General features: G+C 73.0%; 16 protein-coding genes and 1 pseudogene. 7 read left to right on the top strand and 10 right to left on the bottom strand.

Annotated elements, in window-relative coordinates:
* Together ACWD0A_RS33235 and zwf are read right to left on the bottom strand one after the other, a co-directional pair.
* A pseudogene (locus ACWD0A_RS33235) lies at positions 1 to 264 on the bottom strand (glucose-6-phosphate dehydrogenase assembly protein OpcA); the annotation flags it as partial.
* Positions 261 to 1,796 carry a glucose-6-phosphate dehydrogenase gene (gene zwf / locus ACWD0A_RS33240; protein ID WP_451304227.1) on the bottom strand — a complete coding sequence of 512 codons (1,536 nt, stop codon included), beginning with the start codon at positions 1,794 to 1,796 and terminating at the stop codon, positions 261 to 263. The pseudogene ACWD0A_RS33235 and the gene zwf, both read right to left, overlap by 4 nt.
* Before the next feature lie 227 nt (positions 1,797 to 2,023).
* Between zwf and ACWD0A_RS33245 the strand changes: the two genes are divergently transcribed.
* The gene (locus ACWD0A_RS33245; RefSeq protein ID WP_451304229.1) at positions 2,024 to 3,280 is read left to right on the top strand and encodes a Tm-1-like ATP-binding domain-containing protein; all 1,257 of its coding nucleotides are present in this window, start codon (positions 2,024 to 2,026) and stop codon (positions 3,278 to 3,280) included.
* Between the two features lie 31 nt (positions 3,281 to 3,311).
* On the opposite strand, the gene ACWD0A_RS33250 is transcribed toward ACWD0A_RS33245, so the two are convergent.
* Positions 3,312 to 3,779 (bottom strand): MarR family winged helix-turn-helix transcriptional regulator, encoded by a 468-nt coding sequence (locus ACWD0A_RS33250; protein ID WP_451304231.1) that lies wholly within the window; start codon positions 3,777 to 3,779, stop codon positions 3,312 to 3,314.
* A gap of 40 nt (positions 3,780 to 3,819) precedes the next feature.
* A complete protein-coding gene (locus ACWD0A_RS33255; RefSeq protein ID WP_451304233.1) occupies positions 3,820 to 6,240 on the bottom strand; it encodes a SpoIIE family protein phosphatase in 2,421 nt (806 codons plus the stop codon).
* A gap of 396 nt (positions 6,241 to 6,636) precedes the next feature.
* On the opposite strand from ACWD0A_RS33255, the gene ACWD0A_RS33260 reads away from it, so the two are divergent.
* From ACWD0A_RS33260 to ACWD0A_RS33270, 3 genes are all read left to right on the top strand, one after another.
* The gene (locus ACWD0A_RS33260; RefSeq protein WP_451304235.1) at positions 6,637 to 7,023 is read left to right on the top strand and encodes a VOC family protein; all 387 of its coding nucleotides are present in this window, start codon (positions 6,637 to 6,639) and stop codon (positions 7,021 to 7,023) included.
* A gap of 279 nt (positions 7,024 to 7,302) precedes the next feature.
* Positions 7,303 to 7,962: a hypothetical protein gene (locus tag ACWD0A_RS33265; protein ID WP_451304237.1), complete on the top strand. Its 660-nt coding sequence runs from the start codon at positions 7,303 to 7,305 to the stop codon at positions 7,960 to 7,962.
* A gap of 284 nt (positions 7,963 to 8,246) precedes the next feature.
* Positions 8,247 to 8,462: a hypothetical protein gene (locus tag ACWD0A_RS33270; RefSeq protein WP_451304239.1), complete on the top strand. Its 216-nt coding sequence runs from the start codon at positions 8,247 to 8,249 to the stop codon at positions 8,460 to 8,462.
* 43 nt (positions 8,463 to 8,505) lie between these two features.
* On the opposite strand, the gene ACWD0A_RS33275 is transcribed toward ACWD0A_RS33270, so the two are convergent.
* From ACWD0A_RS33275 to ACWD0A_RS33290, 4 genes are all read right to left on the bottom strand, one after another.
* On the bottom strand, positions 8,506 to 9,450 hold the full coding sequence (locus tag ACWD0A_RS33275) for a hypothetical protein (protein ID WP_451304241.1): 945 nt from the start codon (positions 9,448 to 9,450) through the stop codon (positions 8,506 to 8,508).
* A gap of 60 nt (positions 9,451 to 9,510) precedes the next feature.
* Positions 9,511 to 10,167, bottom strand: coding sequence for a maleylpyruvate isomerase N-terminal domain-containing protein (locus ACWD0A_RS33280; protein ID WP_451304243.1), 657 nt, complete (start codon positions 10,165 to 10,167; stop codon positions 9,511 to 9,513).
* 72 nt (positions 10,168 to 10,239) lie between these two features.
* Entirely contained in the window at positions 10,240 to 11,604 is a 1,365-nt protein-coding gene (locus ACWD0A_RS33285; RefSeq protein WP_451304245.1) for a cytochrome P450, read from the bottom strand.
* A gap of 98 nt (positions 11,605 to 11,702) precedes the next feature.
* Positions 11,703 to 12,176: a VOC family protein gene (locus ACWD0A_RS33290; RefSeq protein ID WP_451304247.1), complete on the bottom strand. Its 474-nt coding sequence runs from the start codon at positions 12,174 to 12,176 to the stop codon at positions 11,703 to 11,705.
* Positions 12,177 to 12,319: 143 nt separating this feature from the next.
* On the opposite strand from ACWD0A_RS33290, the gene ACWD0A_RS33295 reads away from it, so the two are divergent.
* Complete coding sequence (locus ACWD0A_RS33295; RefSeq protein ID WP_451304249.1) at positions 12,320 to 14,770, top strand: SpoIIE family protein phosphatase; 2,451 nt, start codon at positions 12,320 to 12,322, stop codon at positions 14,768 to 14,770.
* Positions 14,771 to 14,909: 139 nt separating this feature from the next.
* Here ACWD0A_RS33295 and ACWD0A_RS33300 read toward each other — a convergent pair whose 3' ends face one another.
* Entirely contained in the window at positions 14,910 to 15,317 is a 408-nt protein-coding gene (locus tag ACWD0A_RS33300; RefSeq protein ID WP_451304251.1) for a hypothetical protein, read from the bottom strand.
* A 382-nt stretch (positions 15,318 to 15,699) separates the two neighbouring features.
* On the opposite strand from ACWD0A_RS33300, the gene ACWD0A_RS33305 reads away from it, so the two are divergent.
* Complete coding sequence (locus tag ACWD0A_RS33305) at positions 15,700 to 16,623, top strand: glutamate ABC transporter substrate-binding protein (RefSeq protein ID WP_451304253.1); 924 nt, start codon at positions 15,700 to 15,702, stop codon at positions 16,621 to 16,623.
* Positions 16,624 to 16,800: 177 nt separating this feature from the next.
* On the opposite strand, the gene ACWD0A_RS33310 is transcribed toward ACWD0A_RS33305, so the two are convergent.
* Complete coding sequence (locus tag ACWD0A_RS33310) at positions 16,801 to 19,020, bottom strand: NADP-dependent isocitrate dehydrogenase (protein WP_451304255.1); 2,220 nt, start codon at positions 19,018 to 19,020, stop codon at positions 16,801 to 16,803.
* Between the two features lie 29 nt (positions 19,021 to 19,049).
* Here ACWD0A_RS33310 and ACWD0A_RS33315 point away from each other — a divergent pair.
* Positions 19,050 to 19,246: hypothetical protein (locus ACWD0A_RS33315; protein WP_451304257.1), on the top strand; the 197-nt coding region annotated here is incomplete at its 3' end.

The raw sequence follows: 19,246 nt of genomic DNA on the forward strand, positions 1-19,246 counted from the left end.
GCCGACGCGGACCTCGGCGTCGAGGCGCGTGTCGTGGCGGTCGCGCGGGGAGCGCGAGACGCGCTTGATGACGACGAGGGTGCGCGAGGGGTGCTCGCGCGAGGCGTCGCCGGCGGCCTTGAGCGCGTCGTAGGCGTTCTCCTCGTCGGTGACGATGACGAGGGTGAGCACCATGCCGACGGCGGGGGTGCCGATGGCCCGGCGCCCCTGCACCAACGCCTTGTTGATCTTGCTGGCCGTGGTGTCCGTGAGGTCGATCTTCATGGCCTGCGCCAGCTCCGTCCGTCTCGTGCGAGCATCTCGTCCGCTTCCTTCGGCCCCCAGGTGCCCGCGGGGTACTGGGCCGGGGAGCCGTTCGTGTCCCAGAACCGCTCGATCGGGTCGAGGATCTTCCAGGACTCCTCGACCTCCTCCACACGCGGGAAGAGGTTGGCGTCGCCGAGCAGGACGTCGAGGATCAGGCGCTCGTACGCCTCGGGGCTGGACTCGGTGAACGACTCGCCGTACGCGAAGTCCATCGTCACATCGCGCAGTTCCATCGAGGTGCCGGGCACCTTCGAGCCGAACCGCATGGTCACGCCCTCGTCCGGCTGCACGCGGATGACCAGGGCGTTCTGGCCCAGCTCCTCCGTGGCCGTGGAGTCGAACGGCGAGTGCGGGGCGCGCTGGAAGACGACCGCGATCTCGGTGACCCGGCGGCCCAGCCGCTTGCCGGTGCGCAGGTAGAACGGGACGCCCGCCCAGCGGCGGTTGTCGATCTCCAGTCTGATCGCGGCGTACGTGTCGGTCTTCGACGCGGGGTCGATGCCCTCCTCCTGGAGGTAGCCGACGGCCTTCGCCCCGCCCTGCCAGCCGGCCGTGTACTGGGCGCGCACGGTGTGCCGGCCCAGGTCGTCGGGCACCTTGACGGCCTTGAAGACCTTCAGCTTCTCGGTGACCAGGGAAGCGGCGTCGAAGGAGACGGGCTCCTCCATCGCGGTCAGCGCGAGCAGCTGGAGCAGGTGGTTCTGGATCACGTCACGGGCGGCGCCGATGCCGTCGTAGTAGCCGGCGCGGCCGCCGATGCCGATGTCCTCGGCCATCGTGATCTGCACGTGGTCGACGAAGGACCGGTTCCAGACGGGCTCGAAGAGGGTGTTGGCGAAGCGCAGTGCCAGGATGTTCTGGACGGTCTCCTTGCCCAGGTAGTGGTCGATCCGGAAGACCTCGTCCGGGGCGAACACCTCGTGCACGATGGTGTTGAGCTCGCGTGCGCTGGCGAGGTCGTGGCCGAAGGGCTTCTCGATGACGGCGCGCCGCCAGGAGCCGTGGGGCGCATCGGAGAGCCCGTGGTCCTTGAGCTGCTGGACGACCTTGGGGAAGAACTTCGGCGGCACCGAGAGGTAGAAGGCGAAGTTGCCGCCCGTGCCCTGCGCCTTGTCCAGGTCCTCGACCGCCGCCCTCAGCCGCTCGAAGGCGGCGTCGTCGTCGAAGTCTCCCTGGACGAACCGCATTCCTTCGGCCAGCTGCTGCCACACCTCCTCGCGGAACGGTGTGCGCGCGTGCTCCATGACGGCGTCGTGGACCTCCTGCGCGAAGTCCTGGTCGGCCCAGTCCCGCCGGGCGAAGCCGATGAGCGAGAAGCCCGGCGGCAGCAGCCCCCGGTTGGCGAGGTCGTAGAGGGCGGGCATCAGCTTCTTGCGGGACAGGTCCCCGGTGACTCCGAAGATCACGAGTCCGGAGGGCCCGGCGATACGGGGCAGCCGCCGGTCGAGCGGGTCCCGCAGCGGATTCGCCCAGCCGCTGTTCTCTGACATGAGGGTCAGGCCTCCTTGAGCGAACGGCTTCGAGTGCGTCCGTTCCGAGGATCGCATCTCACTCGATCTTGTGCGGCCACATCAGCGCGGCGACGCGTCGATCCATTCCCGTGCGGCCCGAACGGCGGCAGACGCGGCGCGCCGTCCGCACCGGGCCACCGACCCCGCCCGCCCGCCCGCCACGGCGCTCTTGTGCCTGGGCCCGGTTGTACCGAACAGTACGTCCCATGGCGACAGTTGTGCTGGTGGGGACCCTGGACACCAAGGGTGAGGAGTACGGCTGGCTGCGCGAGCGGCTGCTCGGCGGCGGGGTCGACGTGGTGGTGGTCGACACCGGAGTGATCGGTCAGCCGCACTTCACCGCGGACGTCCCCCGCGAGGAGGTGGCGCGCGGCGCCGGGACGGACCTGGCCGAACTCCGCGCGCAGGGGGACCGGGGCACGGCGGTGACGGCGATGGCCCGCGGGGCGGCCGAGGCCGTCGCGCGGCTGTACGGGGAGGGCCGGCTGCACTGCGTCCTGGCGATGGGCGGCAGCGGCGGCACCTCCATCGCGACCCGTGCGATGCGCGGGCTCCCGCTGGGCGTACCGAAGTTGATGGTCTCCTCGATGGCGGCGGGCGACGTGTCGCCGTACGTGGGGTCCACGGACATCACGATGATGCACAGCGTCGTCGACATCGCCGGGATCAACTCCGTCTCCGCCCCGGTCCTCGCGAACGCGGCCGACGCGGCGGCGGGCATGGCGAAGGGCTTCGCGGCCGGGCGCCGGGCGCTGCGCCCCACCGATCTGGCCGCGGGCGAGCGGCCGCTGGTGGCGACGAGCATGGCGGGCGTGACGACGGCCGGCGTCGACGCGGCCCGGGCCCGGCTGACCGAACTGGGCTACGAGGTCCTGGTGTTCCACGTCAGCGGGCCGGGTGGGCGGACCCTGGAGTCGCTGGCCGGGCAGGGACTGTTCGCCGGCGTGCTCGACCTGACGCTGAGCGAAGTCGCGGACGACCTGGCCGGCGGCATCCTGTCGGCGGGACCGGACCGGCTCACCGCCGCGGGGCGCCACGGTGTGCCGCAGGTGGTGAGCCTGGGGGCGCTGGACATGCTGAAGTTCGGCCCGCCGGACACGCTCCCGGCCGCGATGCGGGGCCGTCACGTCCTGGTGCACAATCCGTCGATCACGGTGGTGCGCACGACGGCGGAGGAGTGCGCCGAACTGGGCCGGCGGATCGCCGCGAAGCTGCGTGCGGCCACGGGCCCGGCCGAGGTGTGCGTACCGTTGCGCGGCCTGTCGACGCTGGGCGTCCCGGGCGGCCCGTACCACGACCCGGCGGCGGACGCGGCCCTGTTCGACGCGCTGCGGGAGGGACTGCGGGGCAGCGCGGTCACGGTGACCGACATCGACGCGGACATCAACGACGCGTTCTTCGGCCGGGCGACGGCGGAACGCCTGCACCGGATGATCACCGCTCGCGCGGCCGCCCCCGCCTGACGCCGGCCGCATGGGCCTCGGTGCGCCCGCGCTACGGACCGCCGGGCGGGTCGAGCGGGGCGTCGAGCAGAGCGGTGAGGTCGCGGACGAAGGCGGCCGTGCGGTCGCTGTCCGGGCCGCCGAGCGGGGCGAGGAGCTTGCCGATCAGGTCCTGGACGACCACGAGGGCGCGGCCGGTGACGTCCCGTCCGCGTTCGGTGAGCGAGAGGCGTACGGCGCGGCTGTCGGCGGTGTCCCGGACCCGCTCGATCAGCCCGTCGGCCTCCAGGGCGCGGGCGAGCTTGGACACGTAGAGCGCTTCGAGGCCGGTGTGGTCGGCGAGTTCGCGCTGGCTCGGGCGTACGCCGGACCGGTCGAGGCCGTGCAGGGTCGCCATCAGCGAGTACTGGGCGTGGGTCAGGCCCACCGGCGCGAGCGCCCGGTCGACGGCGACGCGCCACTTCATCGACAGCCGCCACACCAGGAAGCCGGGCGTCGGACCCGTGGATGCCTTGCTCATACCGGGCACTGTACATGGCTACTATCAGTGTCCCGTCCGCTCACGGGCGCAGGTGCGGCGGCAGCAGCTGCTCCGTCCACAGCGTCTTGCCGGACGCGGTGTACCTGCTCCCCCACCGGTGCGCGAGCTGGGCGATCAGGAAGAGGCCGCGGCCGCCCTCGTCGGTGAGGCGCGCCCGGCGCAGATGCGGCTGTGTCTGGCTGGGGTCGGACACCTCGCACACCAGCCGCTGGTCCCTGATGAGCCGGACACCGACCGGCCCGCCCGCGTACCGGATGGCGTTGGTGAGCAGCTCGCTGACGATCAGTTCGGTGGTGAACACGAGGTCGTCGAGCCCCCACCCGGTCAGCCGGCGGGCGACCTCGGCCCGCGCGTCCGCCACGATCTTCACGTCCGCCGGGAACTCCCAGGTGGCGACCGCTTCTTCGGGCGTGACGGCCACCCGGGCCAGCAGCAGCGCGGCGTCGTGGTCCGGAGGCTCGGCCAGGAACGGCACGAGCATCTCCCGGCCGATCTCGGGGACCGGCCGGGCCCCGCCGCCGACGGCCTCCTCGCCCAGATACGTGGTCACACGGCCCGCGCCACCCGCCTCGGCGGACAGCGATCCGGCGGTGAACGCCAGCAGGTCGCCCGGCCGGAGCTCCACCTCCACCGGTTCGAAGGGCGCGCCCTCCCTGCCCAGAGCGGGGCCGGCCGGCAGCACGACCGGCGCGGCGCCTCCGGCGGCCCGGGCCAGCACGGGCGGTGCGTGACCGGCGCTGGCCATCCTGCACCGTGCGCTGACCGGGTCGTAGACGGCGTACACACAGCTCGCCCCGCGGACCGTGCCCTCGGCGCCGCCCGGCTGTTCGTCCTCCGCGAGCCGCACCACGAGATCGTCGAGGTGGGTCAGCAGCTCGTCCGGCGGCGGGTCGAGATCGCTGAGCGTGCGCACGGCGGTCCGCAGACTGCCCATCGCGGCGGCCGCGTTGAGACCGTGCCCGCGCACATGGCCGGCGACGAAGGCGACCCGCGACGACGAGAGCGTGATCACGTCGAACCAGCTGCCGCCGGTGCCCGCGAGCGTCCTGCCGGGCACGTAGATCCCCGCCGTCTCCGCCGCGGTCACCTTCAGCAGAGGGCGCGGCAGCAGACTGCGCTGCAGGGTCTCCGCGGTGCGCCGTTCACGGGTGTACCGGCGGGCGTTGTCGACGGCGAGCGCGGCCCTGGAGCCGATGTCCTCCGCGACGGCGGCGTCCTGCGCGTCGAACGGGGCCCGGTCGCCGCTCCGCCACACCGAGACCGCTCCGAGGACGTGCCCGCGGGCCTGCAGCGGCACGACCATGTACGAGGCGGCGCGGTCGGTCAGCACGAGACGCACCCGGTCGGGGTCGTCGGCGATCCTGGGCCGCAGCTCGTCCAGGTCGGCGACGATGACGGCCGACCCGAGCCGCAGCCGGTCGCTCTCGTAGCCCCGTACGCGGATGACGGAGCCGGGCGGGTACAGCTCGTCGGGCCACCCGCCGTCGGCCGCGACGGCCGAGACCCGGCGCAGCGGCGCCCCCGTCGCGAAGGCGCCCGGTTCGTCGCCCACCAGCACGGCTTCCGTGAGGTCCACGGCGGCCAGGTCGGCGAACGCCGGGACCAGCAGGTCGGCCAGCACCTGCGCGTTGCGCGAGACCTCCAGGGACCGGCCGAGCGCGGAGGCCGCCGTGCCGACGAGTGCCGCGCGCCTGCGGGAGCGTTCGTGCTCGGTCACGTCGGTGAACGTCACGGCGACACCGCGTACGGCTCCCTTGGCGCCCGACAGCCGGAGCGCGGACAGCGAGATGACCCGCTCGCGTTCGGGGGCCCTGGCGAGCCGTGCCGGGGTGACGAAGTCGATGAGCGGCTCGCCCGTCGTGGCGACACGGCGAAGCCGGGCCTCGACGACCGCCGCGTCCTCGGGGACCAGCAGCTCCCCGATCCGCAGCCCGAGGGCACCGCCGGAGGGGTCGCGCCGCGCCGCCCCGGGGCGCACGTCCCCGGGCAGCGGATTGATGCGCGTCAGGCGCAGCTCCGGGTCGTGGATGGCGAGCCCGATGCCCGTCTGCGAGAACAGCGCGCCGACGAGGGCCTCGTTCTCCTCCCGCCGGTCGACGTGTTCCGCGGCCGTGATCCGCAGCAGGAACCGCGCGGGCAGCGTGCCGTCGATCGGCAGCAGATCCAGCTGCACGGGCACCGGACCGCCGGGCCCGCGCAGCGATGCGCGCAGCGAGCGAGGACGGTCGTCGGGCGCGAGGCCCCGCAGCCGTGGCCAGTCGCCGGGTTCGGCGAAGAGCGCGCCGACGTCGCGACCGCCGATCCCGGCGGCGGGGGCTCCGAGCAGCTCGGCGGCGGCTCCGGTGCAGGCGAGCACCGTACCGGCGTCGTCGAGCACGAGGAGGGCGCCGTCCTCCGGGCGGTCCGGACCGCTGCCGGGAACATGGCCGCTGGTGCTCACTCGTCGATCACTCCCAGGGGGCGCTCCCGTGATCCGTCGGTCCCTGCCCGGCGCCGGTCCGCGCCCGGCATCGGCCGGTGTCCCGTCCCGCCGGCGTCCGGCGACGGCTGTGCGCTCGGCCCCCGCGCCTCTCATTGAACTCCACCGGGCCCGCTGCCGCTCGGCGAACCGGTGAACGGGCCGGCACCGACCGGGCCCTCGGTCGGCCCTGCGCCGCGTCACGTGACGCCAACTCGCCTCGGCGGAGCACCACATGGGGCGCCGAGCGCGGCAGAAAAGCGGCGTGACAGGGGCCCGGGAGCCGATTTACGCTCATGTGTACGGCATCGCGTGTCGGTCACCGACCGGGTGAGGCATGGAGGTGCCCGTGAGTTTGCCCGACGGAGGCAATCCACGGTGTCAGTAGAGTTCAACCACACCATCGTGTTCGCCAAGGACAACCGCGAGTCGGCCGCGTTCCTCGCCCATGTCCTCGGGCTCGAAGTCGGGCAGGAGTGGGGCCCGTTCATCCCCCTCGCCCTCAGCAACGGCGTCACCCTCGACTTCGCGACGCTCGGTGACGAAGTCCCCCTGCAGCACTACGCGTTCCTGGTCTCGGAGGACGAGTTCGACGGGATCTTCCGGCGCATCGAGGAAGCGGGCGTCACGTACTTCGCCGATCCGCACGGCAAGCGGCCGGGTGAGATCAACCGCAACGACGGCGGGCGGGGCATGTACTTCCACGATCCGGCAGGGCACGGCATGGAGGTCATCACCCGGCCGTACGGGAGCGGCGGGAGCTGAGCCCGCGGGCCGGCGGCCCGCAGGGATCGCGTAGTGCTCCGACAGGGGCGGGGACCGTGTCCCCGCCCCTTTACGCCGCCCCGCTGCCCGAGGATCCGGGACCCGTTCGCCCCGACGGCCCATCGGGGGCCGACCCCCGATGGCGCAGTGCGGGGAACTGCGCACTAGATGTAACAAGTGCGCGCCCCGTCATGAGGACGCGCCCGCTCATGAGCACAAGGCAGCACGAGACAGACACGGTGGACGCCTACCGGTTGTTCCACGAACGGAGCCCGCGCCATGCCCCCCGACGCCTTCACCCCGGATCCGGCCGACCGCATGAACCAGCCCGCACGGCCCGCGCCGGCGGCGCGGGCCGTGCGGAGCCCGGACGAACTCGCCGAGGGCGGGAAGGAATCCCCGGCCGTCCTCGCCGTACAGGCCGAGCGGCCGAAACGGTCGAAGCGGCCGCGGGAGCGGAAGGAGTCGCCGGAGCCCTCGACGTGGCCGACGGCGGCGCTGGACACCGCGCTCGCGGCGGGGCCGAGCAGTCACACCGTCTCCCCCGCGCTGCGTTCTGCGCTGCGCTGGCCCGCGGCGGTCCTGCTGTTCGTCTGCGGCCTCCTCCATCTGCCGACCGACCTCGCGGGACTGCGGTCGGGCGGCTACGCGGAGACACTGTCCGTGGCCGTCATGGTGCTCTGCCTGGTGTGCGCCGTATGGCTCGCCATGCGGGACACAGTGGTCGTCTCGGCCGCGGCGGCGGGACTGGCCGTGGGCGTCGTCGCGCTCCACGCTCTGGCGAGTGCGGGCGCGGTCGACCTGCTGCACAGCAGCCTCGGCGAGTCGTTCACCTCGGCGAGGGCCGCGTCCGTGCTCAGCGCGGTGGCAGCGGCGCTCCTGACCGGCTCGGCGCTGGTGCGCCGCACACGGGCGGCGGGAGCGGCGCACAGCACCTGACAGCCCCGGACCGGACCGTCCGGTTCGGCCAGCAGCCTCGCTGCCCGGGCGCACGCGTGCCCCGACGTCCGGAGAGCGGCCGCCACGGGCGGCGGCCCGGCCTCGGCGATCAATGCGTCGAAGCTCCGCGGCATACCGCGCATGACCGGCGTCCCGGCGGGTACTGCGCACTGCTCCCGGCTGCGGCGCGCCCGCCAGATACGGCAGGGTGTTTCGTGTGGGTTTGTCGCCCACGGGTATGGGCCGGGCAGAGAACGAAGGCACGTTAAGGAGGTGCGCTCTCCATGGAGCGTGGCAGCAACCGCGTGAGCCCGCGCAAGGACGACGAGATGAAGCACGAGGTGCAGGACTACCTGCGGTCCCGGCAGCAGCACACACGCATCGAGCAGGCGAACGACCCGGAGCCGGGTGCGGACGACGCCCAGCCCGGCGGGTCCGAGGGCGTCGGCGGGTCCGAAGGCGCCGGCGGCCCCGGCTCCCGGCGTATGCGCGAGCGCTGAGGCGGACGGCGAGCCGGCAGGGGGCGGGCCCGGGCGGCCGGGCTCACTCCCTGCCCGCCGTCGGACGCCCCACGTCCTGCAACGCCTGGCGGGCCCGGTGGCGCGCCGACGAAGCCGCGAGGTCCGCGGCACGGGCGCGGTCGCGGGCCCGGCGGGCCTCCTTCTCGGCGGCACGCAGGTCAGACCTGGCCTCTTTCAGCTCTTCGGTCAGCGCGTCGACCCGTTCGGCGGCCTCGTCGGCCCGCGCGTCGGCGCGCTCGCTCTCCTCGGCGGCCCGGGCGTGCTCCGCCTCGCGGTCGCGTGCCTCCTCCTCGGCCGATGCGGCCGCCCGCCGGGCCTGCTCCCGCTCCTTGCGGCGGGCCTGCTCCTGCTCCGCCCGGCGGGCCTCGTCCCGCTCCGCGCGCCGCTCTCGTCCACGTTGGCCCGCCGCGCGTTCCGGGCCCTCGGCCTGTGGCCTCCCGCCCGGCCGGGACGCGGGGGTGCGACCCGCCACGACGCCGGGGTCCGCCACCGCAGCCGTGAACCCCACGGGAGGGGTCAGCGGCCGGTCGAGGTGGCCCGCCGCCCACTCCTCGGCCGCCGCCGGGTCGGCGAGCACGGCGTGCAGGGTGCCCTCGATCTCCCGCAGGGCGGTCTCCCCCACCTGCTGCCCCTCCGCCGCGGCCAGGTCGCGTGCCTCGCGCGCGAGTGCGGAGACCAGGAGGTGCTGCTGCCGGCTCAGCTCGCGCAGCTGCTCGCCGTCGAGGCCGCGGTGGGCACTGCGCAGACCTTCGCCGAGGGCCAGCAGCGGCCGGACCCGTTCCGGGGCGCGGCGCACGAGGAGGTTGCCCGCCCACGCCGATACGGTGGGGCGCCGCAGTGCCTTGACGCGCTCCGCGAGGCCGGGGTCCCCCGCTCTGCGGGCCTCGGCCGCGCGCGCGTTGCGCGCAGCGGTGAAGTCCTGCGGGCGCAGCCCGTACAGCTCGTCGAGGATGCCTTCCAGGTCCACGGTCCTCCTTGCGGCCCGTCGCCCCGGCACTCGGCGGGGAGGGCCCGTGACCAGGATGGCTCACGACCTCGGTTCGCCGTACCAGCGCCATGCGGTGCGGCGCCGCCGCCCCGGGAGATCGCCGCGCCCGGTGGCCCACAGCAGCGTGGGCCAGGGCTCCGCGCCGCCCGGCACGTCGGGGAACGGCCGCGTCAGCACCCCCGCGCACAGTCCGTCCGGCGGCGCCCAGCGCAGCCCGAGCCCCAGCGCCACGTCGTGCGTGTGGACCAGGGTCTCGACGACGCCCATGGCGGCGAAGCCCTCGGCGTCGGAGTTCCCGAAGACGTGGTGCGAGCGGAGTCCGGGCGGCGCCGTGCGCACCATGGCGGTGAGCAGGGCCCCGCACGACTCCAGGACCTCCAGCAGCCCCGCCGCTCCCTCCCCGCGGTCCACGTGCACGGTGTTGCGGGGGCCGCCCGGCCTGCGGCTGTCGTGGACGAAGGGCACGACGCGGTCCGGGGAGGGATGGCGCGGGCCGAGTTGGACGGCGTAGGCGAACAGGTCGTCGGCGAGGTGCTCGACGGTCTCCCAGCAGTCCCACTCGAGAGTCCCCGCCCCCGCGTCCCACGCGGCGCCGGGCGGCGCGGAGCCCAGGAGATCGAGGCAGAGACACACGGCGCGGTCGACCTCGTCCGCCGTCACGGCGGAGGGGGCCCTGTTCTCGGCTGAAGGGGACATGCCGGGACCGTATCCCGGGCGGACGGGTCGCGGTCCACCCGATACCGCTCCACGCGGCCTCGGCCGTCGCCGTCAGGAGAGGGGGCGCAGGACGCAGCGGGCCGGCCCGGCGGCGCGCAGGGTGATCCCGGTGCCGACGGGCACCGTCTCGTCCTTCGCAGTCAGTTCGTACTCCCCGAGGATCATCGCGAGCGCGAGCACGGACTCCAGCATGGAGAAGTGCTGGCCGATGCAGGCGCGCGGCCCGCCGCCGAACGGGAACCAGGCGTAGCGGGGCCGTTCCTTCTCCCGCTCGGGCGTGAAGCGCTCGGGGTCGAAGCGCTCGGGCTCCTCCCAGTACCGCGGGTGGCGGTGCGTCACCCAGGGGGCGACGAGCACGTCGGCGCCCGCCGGGACGGTGTGACCGCCGATCTCGGTGGCGGCGACGGCGCGGCGGCCGATGACCGGGCCCGCCGGGTAGAGCCGCATGGTCTCCTTGAGCACCTTGGTCACGTACGGCAGGGAGTCGAGGTCCGCCGCGCCCGGTACGCGACCGGCGAGGACGCTCGCCGCCTCGGCCCTGGCCCGCTCCTGCTGCTCGGGGTGACGGGCGAGCAGATGCAGCGCGAAGCCGAGCGAGGTCGCCGTCGTCTCGTGGCCCGCGAGCAGGAAGATCAGCACCTGGTCGCGGATCTCGGCGGCGTCGAAGCTGCCGTCCTCCTCGCTCTGCGCCGCCGCGAGCAGCGTGAGCAGGTCGTCGCCGGTCGCCGCGTCCCCCTCCGCGCGCCGCTTCTCGATGATGCGGTCGCACACCGCGTACAGCTCGTCGGTCGCGGCCGCGGCGCGGCGGTTGCCCGGAGTGGGCCAGTCGCGCGGGACGTTGACGGGCGAGTAGCCCCGGCGCAGGACGTAGTCGCCGATGACGGGGAAGCAGCGCTCGACGACGGCGACGGCCGACTCGACGTCCGTGCCGAAGAGGATGCGCGCGACCGCGCGCAGGGTCAGGCCCGTCATCTCGGCGACGACGTCCACGGTCCGGGCCGGGGCGCCGCGCCAGGCGGCGAGCATCGACGCCGTCTCGGCGGTGACGGCCTCGGCGTAGCCGTCGACGCGGTGCCGGGTGAACAGCGGCTGCACCAGACGGCGCTGGCGCAGGTAGTCGGCGTCCTGGCTGGTCAGCAGGCCGTTGCCGAAGGACTCGCGGACCTCCTGGTAGAAGGCGTTGTCCTTGCGGAAGTTGGCCGCGTCGGTGGCGAGCACCTGCTGCGCGCCCTCGGCGGAGAACACGGCGTACAGCTCTGCCCGCAGTCCGGGCGGCCCCGCGGTGAGGCGGACGACGTCCCCGTGCTCGCGCCGGGCCGCGAGGAAGGTGCCGAGGGAGTCCCGCTTGAGGTCGAGCATCGACCCGAGCAGCGGCAGCCCCGCCGGACCGGGTACCCGTGCGGCAGTGGTGGTCATGGTCCCCCCAGGTCGGCGGCGGCGTCGCACATCGTTCTGAACGCCCATTGTGTCAAAGGGCGTTGGGCGGGGGGCACGCCCGGCCACCACCGACGCGGTCAGGCTCCGTCGGCCGCCGCGCGCAGTGCCGCCACGTCCAGCTTGCCCATCCCGAGCATGGCCTTCATCGCGCGCTGGGCGCGCCCGGCGTCGGGGTCCTTCAGCAGCTCCTCCAGCACGGCAGGCACCACCTGCCACGACAGTCCGTACTTGTCCTTGAGCCATCCGCACGGGCCCTCCTGCCCGCCCTCGGACAGCTTGCTCCAGTAGTAGTCGACCTCCTCCTGGTCGGCGCAGTCGATGAGGAAGGACACCGCCTCGTCGAAGGTGAACTCGGGTCCGCCGTTGATCGCGGTGTAGGGCTGGCCGTCGAGCACGAAGTCCACGGTCAGCACGGTCCCGGCCGGGCGCGGGCCCGCCTCGCCGTAGTAGGAGACGTTGGTGATCTTGGAGTTGGGGAAGACCGAGACGTAGAACTCGGCGGCCTCCTTGCCCTGCGTGTCGAACCAGAGATTGGGCGTGATCCTGGGCATGTCGTTCTCCTGACCTGGTGGGGCGGACGGGTCTCTGCCGGTTCAGACCGCCCGGCCGTCCGGAATTCATCGCCGCCCGCCTCCGGACTTTCCCGGAGGGCCACCGAGTGCGCGGCCCGGGGTCCCGGCGGAGGATGGAAGCGATGACCGGTTCCGTGACGCTGATCAGTGAGAGCCCGGAGGACCCGTTCTCGCTGGGTCGGGCCGTCTCCGTGGTGCTGGATCCGCACGGGCGGGTCACCGGCTGGAGCGAGCGCGCGGCGGCGCTGCTCGGATACTCGGCCCGCGAGGCCCTCGGCCGGAAGGCCACCGAGCTGCTGGTGGACCCCCAGGACGAGGGGGTCGTCCTGAAGGCCGCGGCGGCGTGCGGGCGGGACCGGGGCTGGTTCGGGGTGGTGCCCGTACGCGTCAAACAGGGGCGCACCCTCGGTTTCGGGGTCCGCGCCCGGCTCGTGACGCGGGACGACGGGGAGACGGAGTGGTTCCTGGTCGGTGCCCCGGCGGCCGAGGTCGTCCAGTGGGAGATCGACCGCTCGGTGATGGACGGCCTGTTCCGCAGGTCCCCTATCGGGCTCGCTGTCCACGACACCGATCTGAGCATCCTGCGCGTCAACCGGGCGATCGCCCGTCTCGGTGGCTTCGAGGCGGAGCAGGCGCGCGGGTTCCGGATCGGTGACTTCCTCGTACGGGTGGACGCGGACACCGTGGAGGACCGGCTGCGGGAGGTGCTGGACACCGGGGAGCCGCTGATCTTCACCGAGCAGTCCTGCCGGCTGCTCGCCGCGCCCGCCACGGAACGGTTCGTCGACGTGTCCGCGTACCGGCTGGAGGACTCCACCGGCCGGGTGCTCGGAGTGACGCAGCTGGTCGAGGACGTCACCGAGCGGCACCGGGCCCGGCGCAGGCTGGCACTGCTCAGCGCCGCGGGCGCCGGGATCGGCACGACGCTGGACGTGGGGACGACCGCCTCCGAGCTCGCGGAGGCGGCCGTGCCGGGACTGGCCGACTGCGTCTCGGTCGACCTCCTGGAACAGGTCAGCCGGGGCGAGGAGCCGGTTCCGGACAGCAGGGGAGACGCGGTGCGCAGGACGGCGATGCACAGCATCGCACTCGAATCCGAACGGATCATGTTCCCGGTGGGCACACTCACCACCTTCGCTCCCGGCACACCGCAGGCGCGCTGTCTGTCCGGACGGCGTCCCGTCCTCGAGCCCTTCGTCGACCTGCCGAAGGCGCTCGCGGGTCTGGACCGCGCGGAGGCCGCGGAACTGCGGGGGGTGCATTCGCTGATGGTCGTGCCCCTGACCGCGCGCGGTCTCGTGCTGGGATGCATGAGCCTGTGGCGCTCCCGGCTGCCCGAACCGTTCGAGGAGGACGACCTCACGCTCGCGGGCGAACTGGCCGCGCGGGCCGCCGTGTCCATCGACAACGCACGGCGGTTCACGCAGCAGCGCAGGACGGCGCTGGCGCTGCAGAGAAGGCTGCTGCCGCGGGAACTGCCGGAGCATCCCGCGGTCCTCGTCGCCCATCGCTACCTGCCGGCCGGCGGTGCGGCGGGGGTCGGCGGCGACTGGTTCGACGTGGTCCCCCTGTCCGGGGCCCGGGTCGCCCTCGTCATCGGCGACGTCGTGGGGCACGGCATCAACGCGGCCGCGACCATGGGGCGTCTGCGCACCGCGGTGCACACCCTGGCCGACCTGGACCTCGAACCGGACGAGGTCCTCTCCCACCTCGACGACCTCGTCACCCGTCTCGCCGGCGAGCAGGAGCCCGACGACGAGGGAACCCCCGGCGAGCAGGTGGTGGGGGCGACCTGCCTGTACGCGGTGTACGACCCGGTGGCCCGGCAGTGCTGCATCGCGCGGGCCGGGCACCCGCCGCCCGCGGTGGTGACCCCGGACGGCGTCGTGAGCGTCCCGGACCTGCCCGCCGGGCCGCCCCTGGGCCTCGGCGGACTGCCGTTCGAGACCGCGGAACTGACGCTGCCGGAGGGCAGCGTGATCGCGCTCTACACCAACGGTCTCGTCGAGGGCGAGGAGCACGACATGGAGGACGGGATCGCCCGCCTGTGCACCGTGCTCGGCGGGTCCGGTTCGCGGCAGCTGGACGAGATGGCCGAGGACGTCGTCGACGCGCTCCTGCCCACCCGGCCGAGTGACGACGTGGCGCTCCTGCTGGCACGGACGAGCAGGCTGGCGCCGGAACTCGTCGCCACGTGGGAGCTGACCGCGGAGGCCACCGCGCCCTCGAAGGCCCGTCGGCTGACGGCCGAACAGCTGGCCGCTTGGGGGCTGGACGAGCTGGTGTTCACCACCGAGCTGATCGTCAGCGAGCTCGTGACCAACGCGTACCGCTACGCCGGGGGCCCGGTGACCCTGCGGCTGATCCACCATCACCGGCTGATCTGCGAGGTCACCGACCCGAGCAGCACCTCTCCGCACCTGCGGCGTGCCCGCTCCACCGACGAGGGCGGACGCGGGCTGCTGCTCGTCGCCCAGCTGACGGAGCACTGGGGAACGCGGCACGCGCGGGAGGGCAAGACGGTGTGGACGGAGCAGCTGCTCCCGCCGACGCCGGGGAGCCCGGTGGTGTGACCGGGACCGGCGCGCGGCGCCCCGGCGGCCGAGGCGGCACGCCCACGGACGCGCACGCGGTGCCGTCGGCCATCGGGCGGCCGCACGACACGCTTCAGGCCCCGGCCCCCGGGGCGGCCTCGGAGACGACACCCGACCGTCAGGCCGGGGCCGGGGCAGCGGCCGCCGGAGGCGCCACCGAGGCGGGAGGGGCGACCGACGACGCCGCGGGCGTGACCGCCGCTGTGACGGCGTCCGCGCGGCGGGCGAAGACCCGCAGGCCGGAGCCGTCCGTACCGGCCTTGAGCAGGCGCCTGGCCGATGCCACCGTGGCCACCGCCGACAGCGTCATACCCGCCTGGCCGCACTGCCGGTGCACCCGCAGCACGGCGCTGAGCGCCGCCGCACTCACCACCGACGTCCGGAGCTCGATCACCACGGCCCGCGGCAGATAGGACCGGACGACCTCCGCGAGCTGCTGCGTCACCGTGGCACGGTCACTGATCATGACGTCGCCGTGGAGCGTGACGACCAGTACGCCACGGTCGAGCGTGTGGGTGAGCACCATGAGCCATCCGATCCGGGGAATTTTAGGGATTTGCCTCATTTAGGGGCCCGGCGGTCGCCGCCGCAACACGCCACACCACAACCGGGGGAACGACCCCTCGCCCACACTTTCCGACCAGCGCTTTTCCTCGGATGGTGCGGCTCGTGTCCTTGACCCGGATCACCGCGCCGTTGACATCGCAGTTCGCCCCGGTTTCTCCTCTTCGTTTCCGGACCGTGATCCTCAAGTTCAGCTCAGATGTGGTGACGAACCGCCGCGCCCTTCCTTAGGGTCCTCACAATCGAGAACGGTGGAGCAGGGGACCACGGTCTCGGTGCGGGAGCAACGCCGTCCCCAGGCGTCATCCGCTCCCCCGGATCGTTGGAACAGAGGATGTCGCACCATGAAGTCCCGCAAGTCGGCCACGTTCGCGGCGATCACCGTGATCGCGGTCGCTCTCACCGCCACCTCCTGCAGCGGCGAGTCGAGTTCCGCCGGTGACGCCCCGTCGGGCGGCCCGAGCTCTATGGACCGGCCCGAGCTCCCCACCTACAAGGTCGCGACGGACGTCGCGTTCGACTCCCCGACCCTGGCCAGGGCTCAGAAGGCGGGCAAGCTCGTGATCGGGGTCGCGGACGACCAGCCCTTCCTGGGCTACCAGGACAAGGACGGCCAGCGGTCGGGTTTCGACATCGAGATCGCCAAGATGGTCGCCGCGGACCTCGGCTTCGCGCCCCGGCTGATCCAGTTCAAGACGATCGACACCCGCAGCCGTGAAGCGGCCATCGCCAACGGCGACGTCGACCTGTACGTCGGCACGTACACGATCAACGACGAGCGCAAGAAGAAGGTCGGCTTCGCGGGGCCGTACTACATGGCCGGCGCCGACCTGCTGGTCCGCGAGGACGACGGCACCATCGGCGGCCCGTACTCCTTGCAGGGCAAGACGGTCTGCGCGGTGCAGGGCGCGACGGCCCTGCGCGAGATCCAGAAGCCCGAGTACAACACGCGGACGGTCGCGGCCGACAAGGACGCCGAGTGCGTCGAGCGGCTGCTCGCCGGCGACGTCGACGCCGTGACCACGGACGACGCCATCCTGATGGGATACGCGGCCCAGGCGCCGGACAAACTGAAGGTCGTCGGCAACCCGTTCACCGAGGAGCCGTACGGCATCGGTATGGACAAGGACGACGCGGCGCTGCGCGAGGCGGTGACGGACGCGATCGAGGAGCACGACGCCAACGGCGACCACGAGAAGGCGTACGACGCGACGCTCGGTCTGTCCGGCTCGAAGTACGGCGGCGCGCCGCTCGTCGAGCGTTACTGACATACGTCACGAAGGGGCGGCCACCCGGTCATCGGGCGGCCGCCCCTTCGTCGTGCGGTCGTGCTTCGCGGCGCGGGGAGCCCCGGCCGCTTCGCAGGCACACGGCCGCCCGCACCCGGCAACGGGTCCGCCCCGGCCGGGCGTGGCGCCGGCCGGGGCGGATGGGGTGCGTCGGCGTCAGCCGAGGGTGGCGAGCGCCTGGTTGAAGGTCGCCGAGGGACGCATGACGGTCGCGGCCTTGGCCGGGTCGGGCTGGTAGTAGCCGCCGATGTCGGCCGGGGAGCCCTGGACGGCGATCAGCTCGTCGACGATCGTCCGCTCCTGCTCGCCCAGCGTCTTGGCCAGGGGCCCGAACGCCTCCGCGAGCTGCGCGTCGTCGGTCTGCCGGGCCAGCTCCTGGGCCCAGTACAGGGCCAGGTAGAAGTGGCTGCCGCGGTTGTCGATGCCGCCGAGCTTGCGGCTGGGCGACTTGTCCTCGTTGAGGAAGGTGCCGGTGGCGCGGTCCAGCGTGTCGGCGAGGACCTGGGCGCGCGCGTTGCCCGTGGTCGTCGCGAGGTGCTCGAAGCTGACCGCCAGCGCGAGGAACTCGCCCAGGCTGTCCCAGCGCAGGTAGTTCTCCTTGACGAGCTGCTGGACGTGCTTCGGGGCGGAGCCGCCGGCGCCCGTCTCGAAGAGGCCGCCGCCGTTCATCAGCGGGACGACCGACAGCATCTTGGCGCTGGTCCCCAGCTCCAGGATCGGGAAGAGGTCGGTCAGGTAGTCGCGCAGCACGTTGCCGGTGACGGAGATGGTGTTCTCGCCACGGCGGATGCGCTCGACGGAGAACTTGGTCGCCTCGACCGGGGACAGGATCCTGATGTCCAGACCCTCGGTGTCGTGCTCCTGCAGGTACGCCTTGACCTTCTCGATCAGCTGCGCGTCGTGGGCGCGGCCCTCGTCCAGCCAGAAGACGGCCGGGTCGCCGGTGGCGCGGGCGCGGGTGACGGCGAGCTTCACCCAGTCCTTGATCGGAGCGTCCTTGGTCTGGCACATGCGGAAGATGTCGCCCGCCCCGACGACCTGCTCCAGCACGGCGTTGCCGTCGGCGTCGACGACACGGACGGTGCCGGTGGCGGGGATCTCGAAGGTCTTGTCGTGGCTGCCGTACTCCTCGGCCTTCTGCGCCATCAGGCCGACGTTGGGCACGGAGCCCATGGTGGCCGGGTCGTAGGCGCCGTTGGCGCGGCAGTCCTCGATGACGGCCTGGTAGACGCCCGCGTAGCTGCTGTCCGGGAGGACGGCGAGGGTGTCGGCCTCCTGGCCGTCGGGGCCCCACATGTGGCCGGAGGTGCGGATCATGGCCGGCATGGAGGCGTCGACGATGACGTCGCTCGGAACGTGCAGGTTGGTGATGCCGCGGTCGGAGTCGACCATGGCGAGGGCCGGGCCCTCGGCGAGCTCGGCGTCGAAGGACGCCTTGATCTCGGCGCCCTCGGGCAGGGCCTCGAGGCCCTTGAAGATGCCGCCGAGGCCGTCGTTCGGGGTGAGGCCGGCCTTGGCGAGCGCCTCGCCGTACTGCGCGAAGGTCTTCGGGAAGAAGGCGCGTACGACGTGGCCGAAGACGATCGGGTCGGAGACCTTCATCATCGTGGCCTTCAGGTGCACGGAGAACAGCACGCCCTCCGCCTTGGCACGGGCGACCTGGGCGGTGAGGAACTCACGCAGGGCGGCCACGCGCATGACGGACGCGTCGATGACCTCGCCCGCGAGGACGGGGACCGACTCGCGCAGCACGGTGGTGGAGCCGTCGTCACCCTTGAGCTCGATGCGCAGGGTGCCGTCCTCGGCGACGACCGCGGACTTCTCGGTGGAGCGGAAGTCGTCGACGCCCATGGTGGCGACGTTCGTCTTCGAGTCGGAGGTCCACGCGCCCATGCGGTGCGGGTGCGCCTTGGCGTAGTTCTTGACCGAGGCGGGGGCGCGGCGGTCGGAGTTGCCCTCGCGCAGGACCGGGTTGACGGCGCTGCCCTTGACCTTGTCGTAGCGGGCGCGGATGTCGCGCTCCTCGTCGGTCTTCGGGTCGTCCGGGTAGTCCGGCAGCGCGTAGCCCTGCTCCTGGAGCTCGGCGACCGCGGCCTTCAGCTGCGGGATCGAGGCCGAGATGTTCGGCAGCTTGATGATGTTCGCACTGGGCGTCTTGGCCAGCTCGCCGAGCTCGGCGAGGGCGTCGTCGACGCGCTGTCCCTCTTCGAGGTACTCGGGGAACTGGGAGATGATCCGTCCCGCGAGCGAGATGTCACGGGTCTCCACGGTGACACCGGCCGTCGAGGCGTACGCCTGGACCACGGGCAGGAACGAGTACGTCGCCAGGGCGGGCGCCTCGTCAGTGTGCGTATAGATGATGGTCGAGTCAGTCACCGGGTGCTCCGCTCTCCACGTCTGCAACATTGCTCGACATCAAGATATCTCGTGATCGGCCCCTGATCGACAGGGGCCTCGTCACGGTCGTGATCGGCGCCCCGGAGGGAGCGATCCTGACCGCCCGCGACCAGGCGGGACGGCCATGGCGCGGCCCCTGGCAGTACTCGCGCCGGCTGGCGGCCGAACGCCCCGGTCTGATCGGCCTGCACACCGTGCCCGGCGC

The organism is Streptomyces sp. NPDC002867, assembly GCF_053591895.1.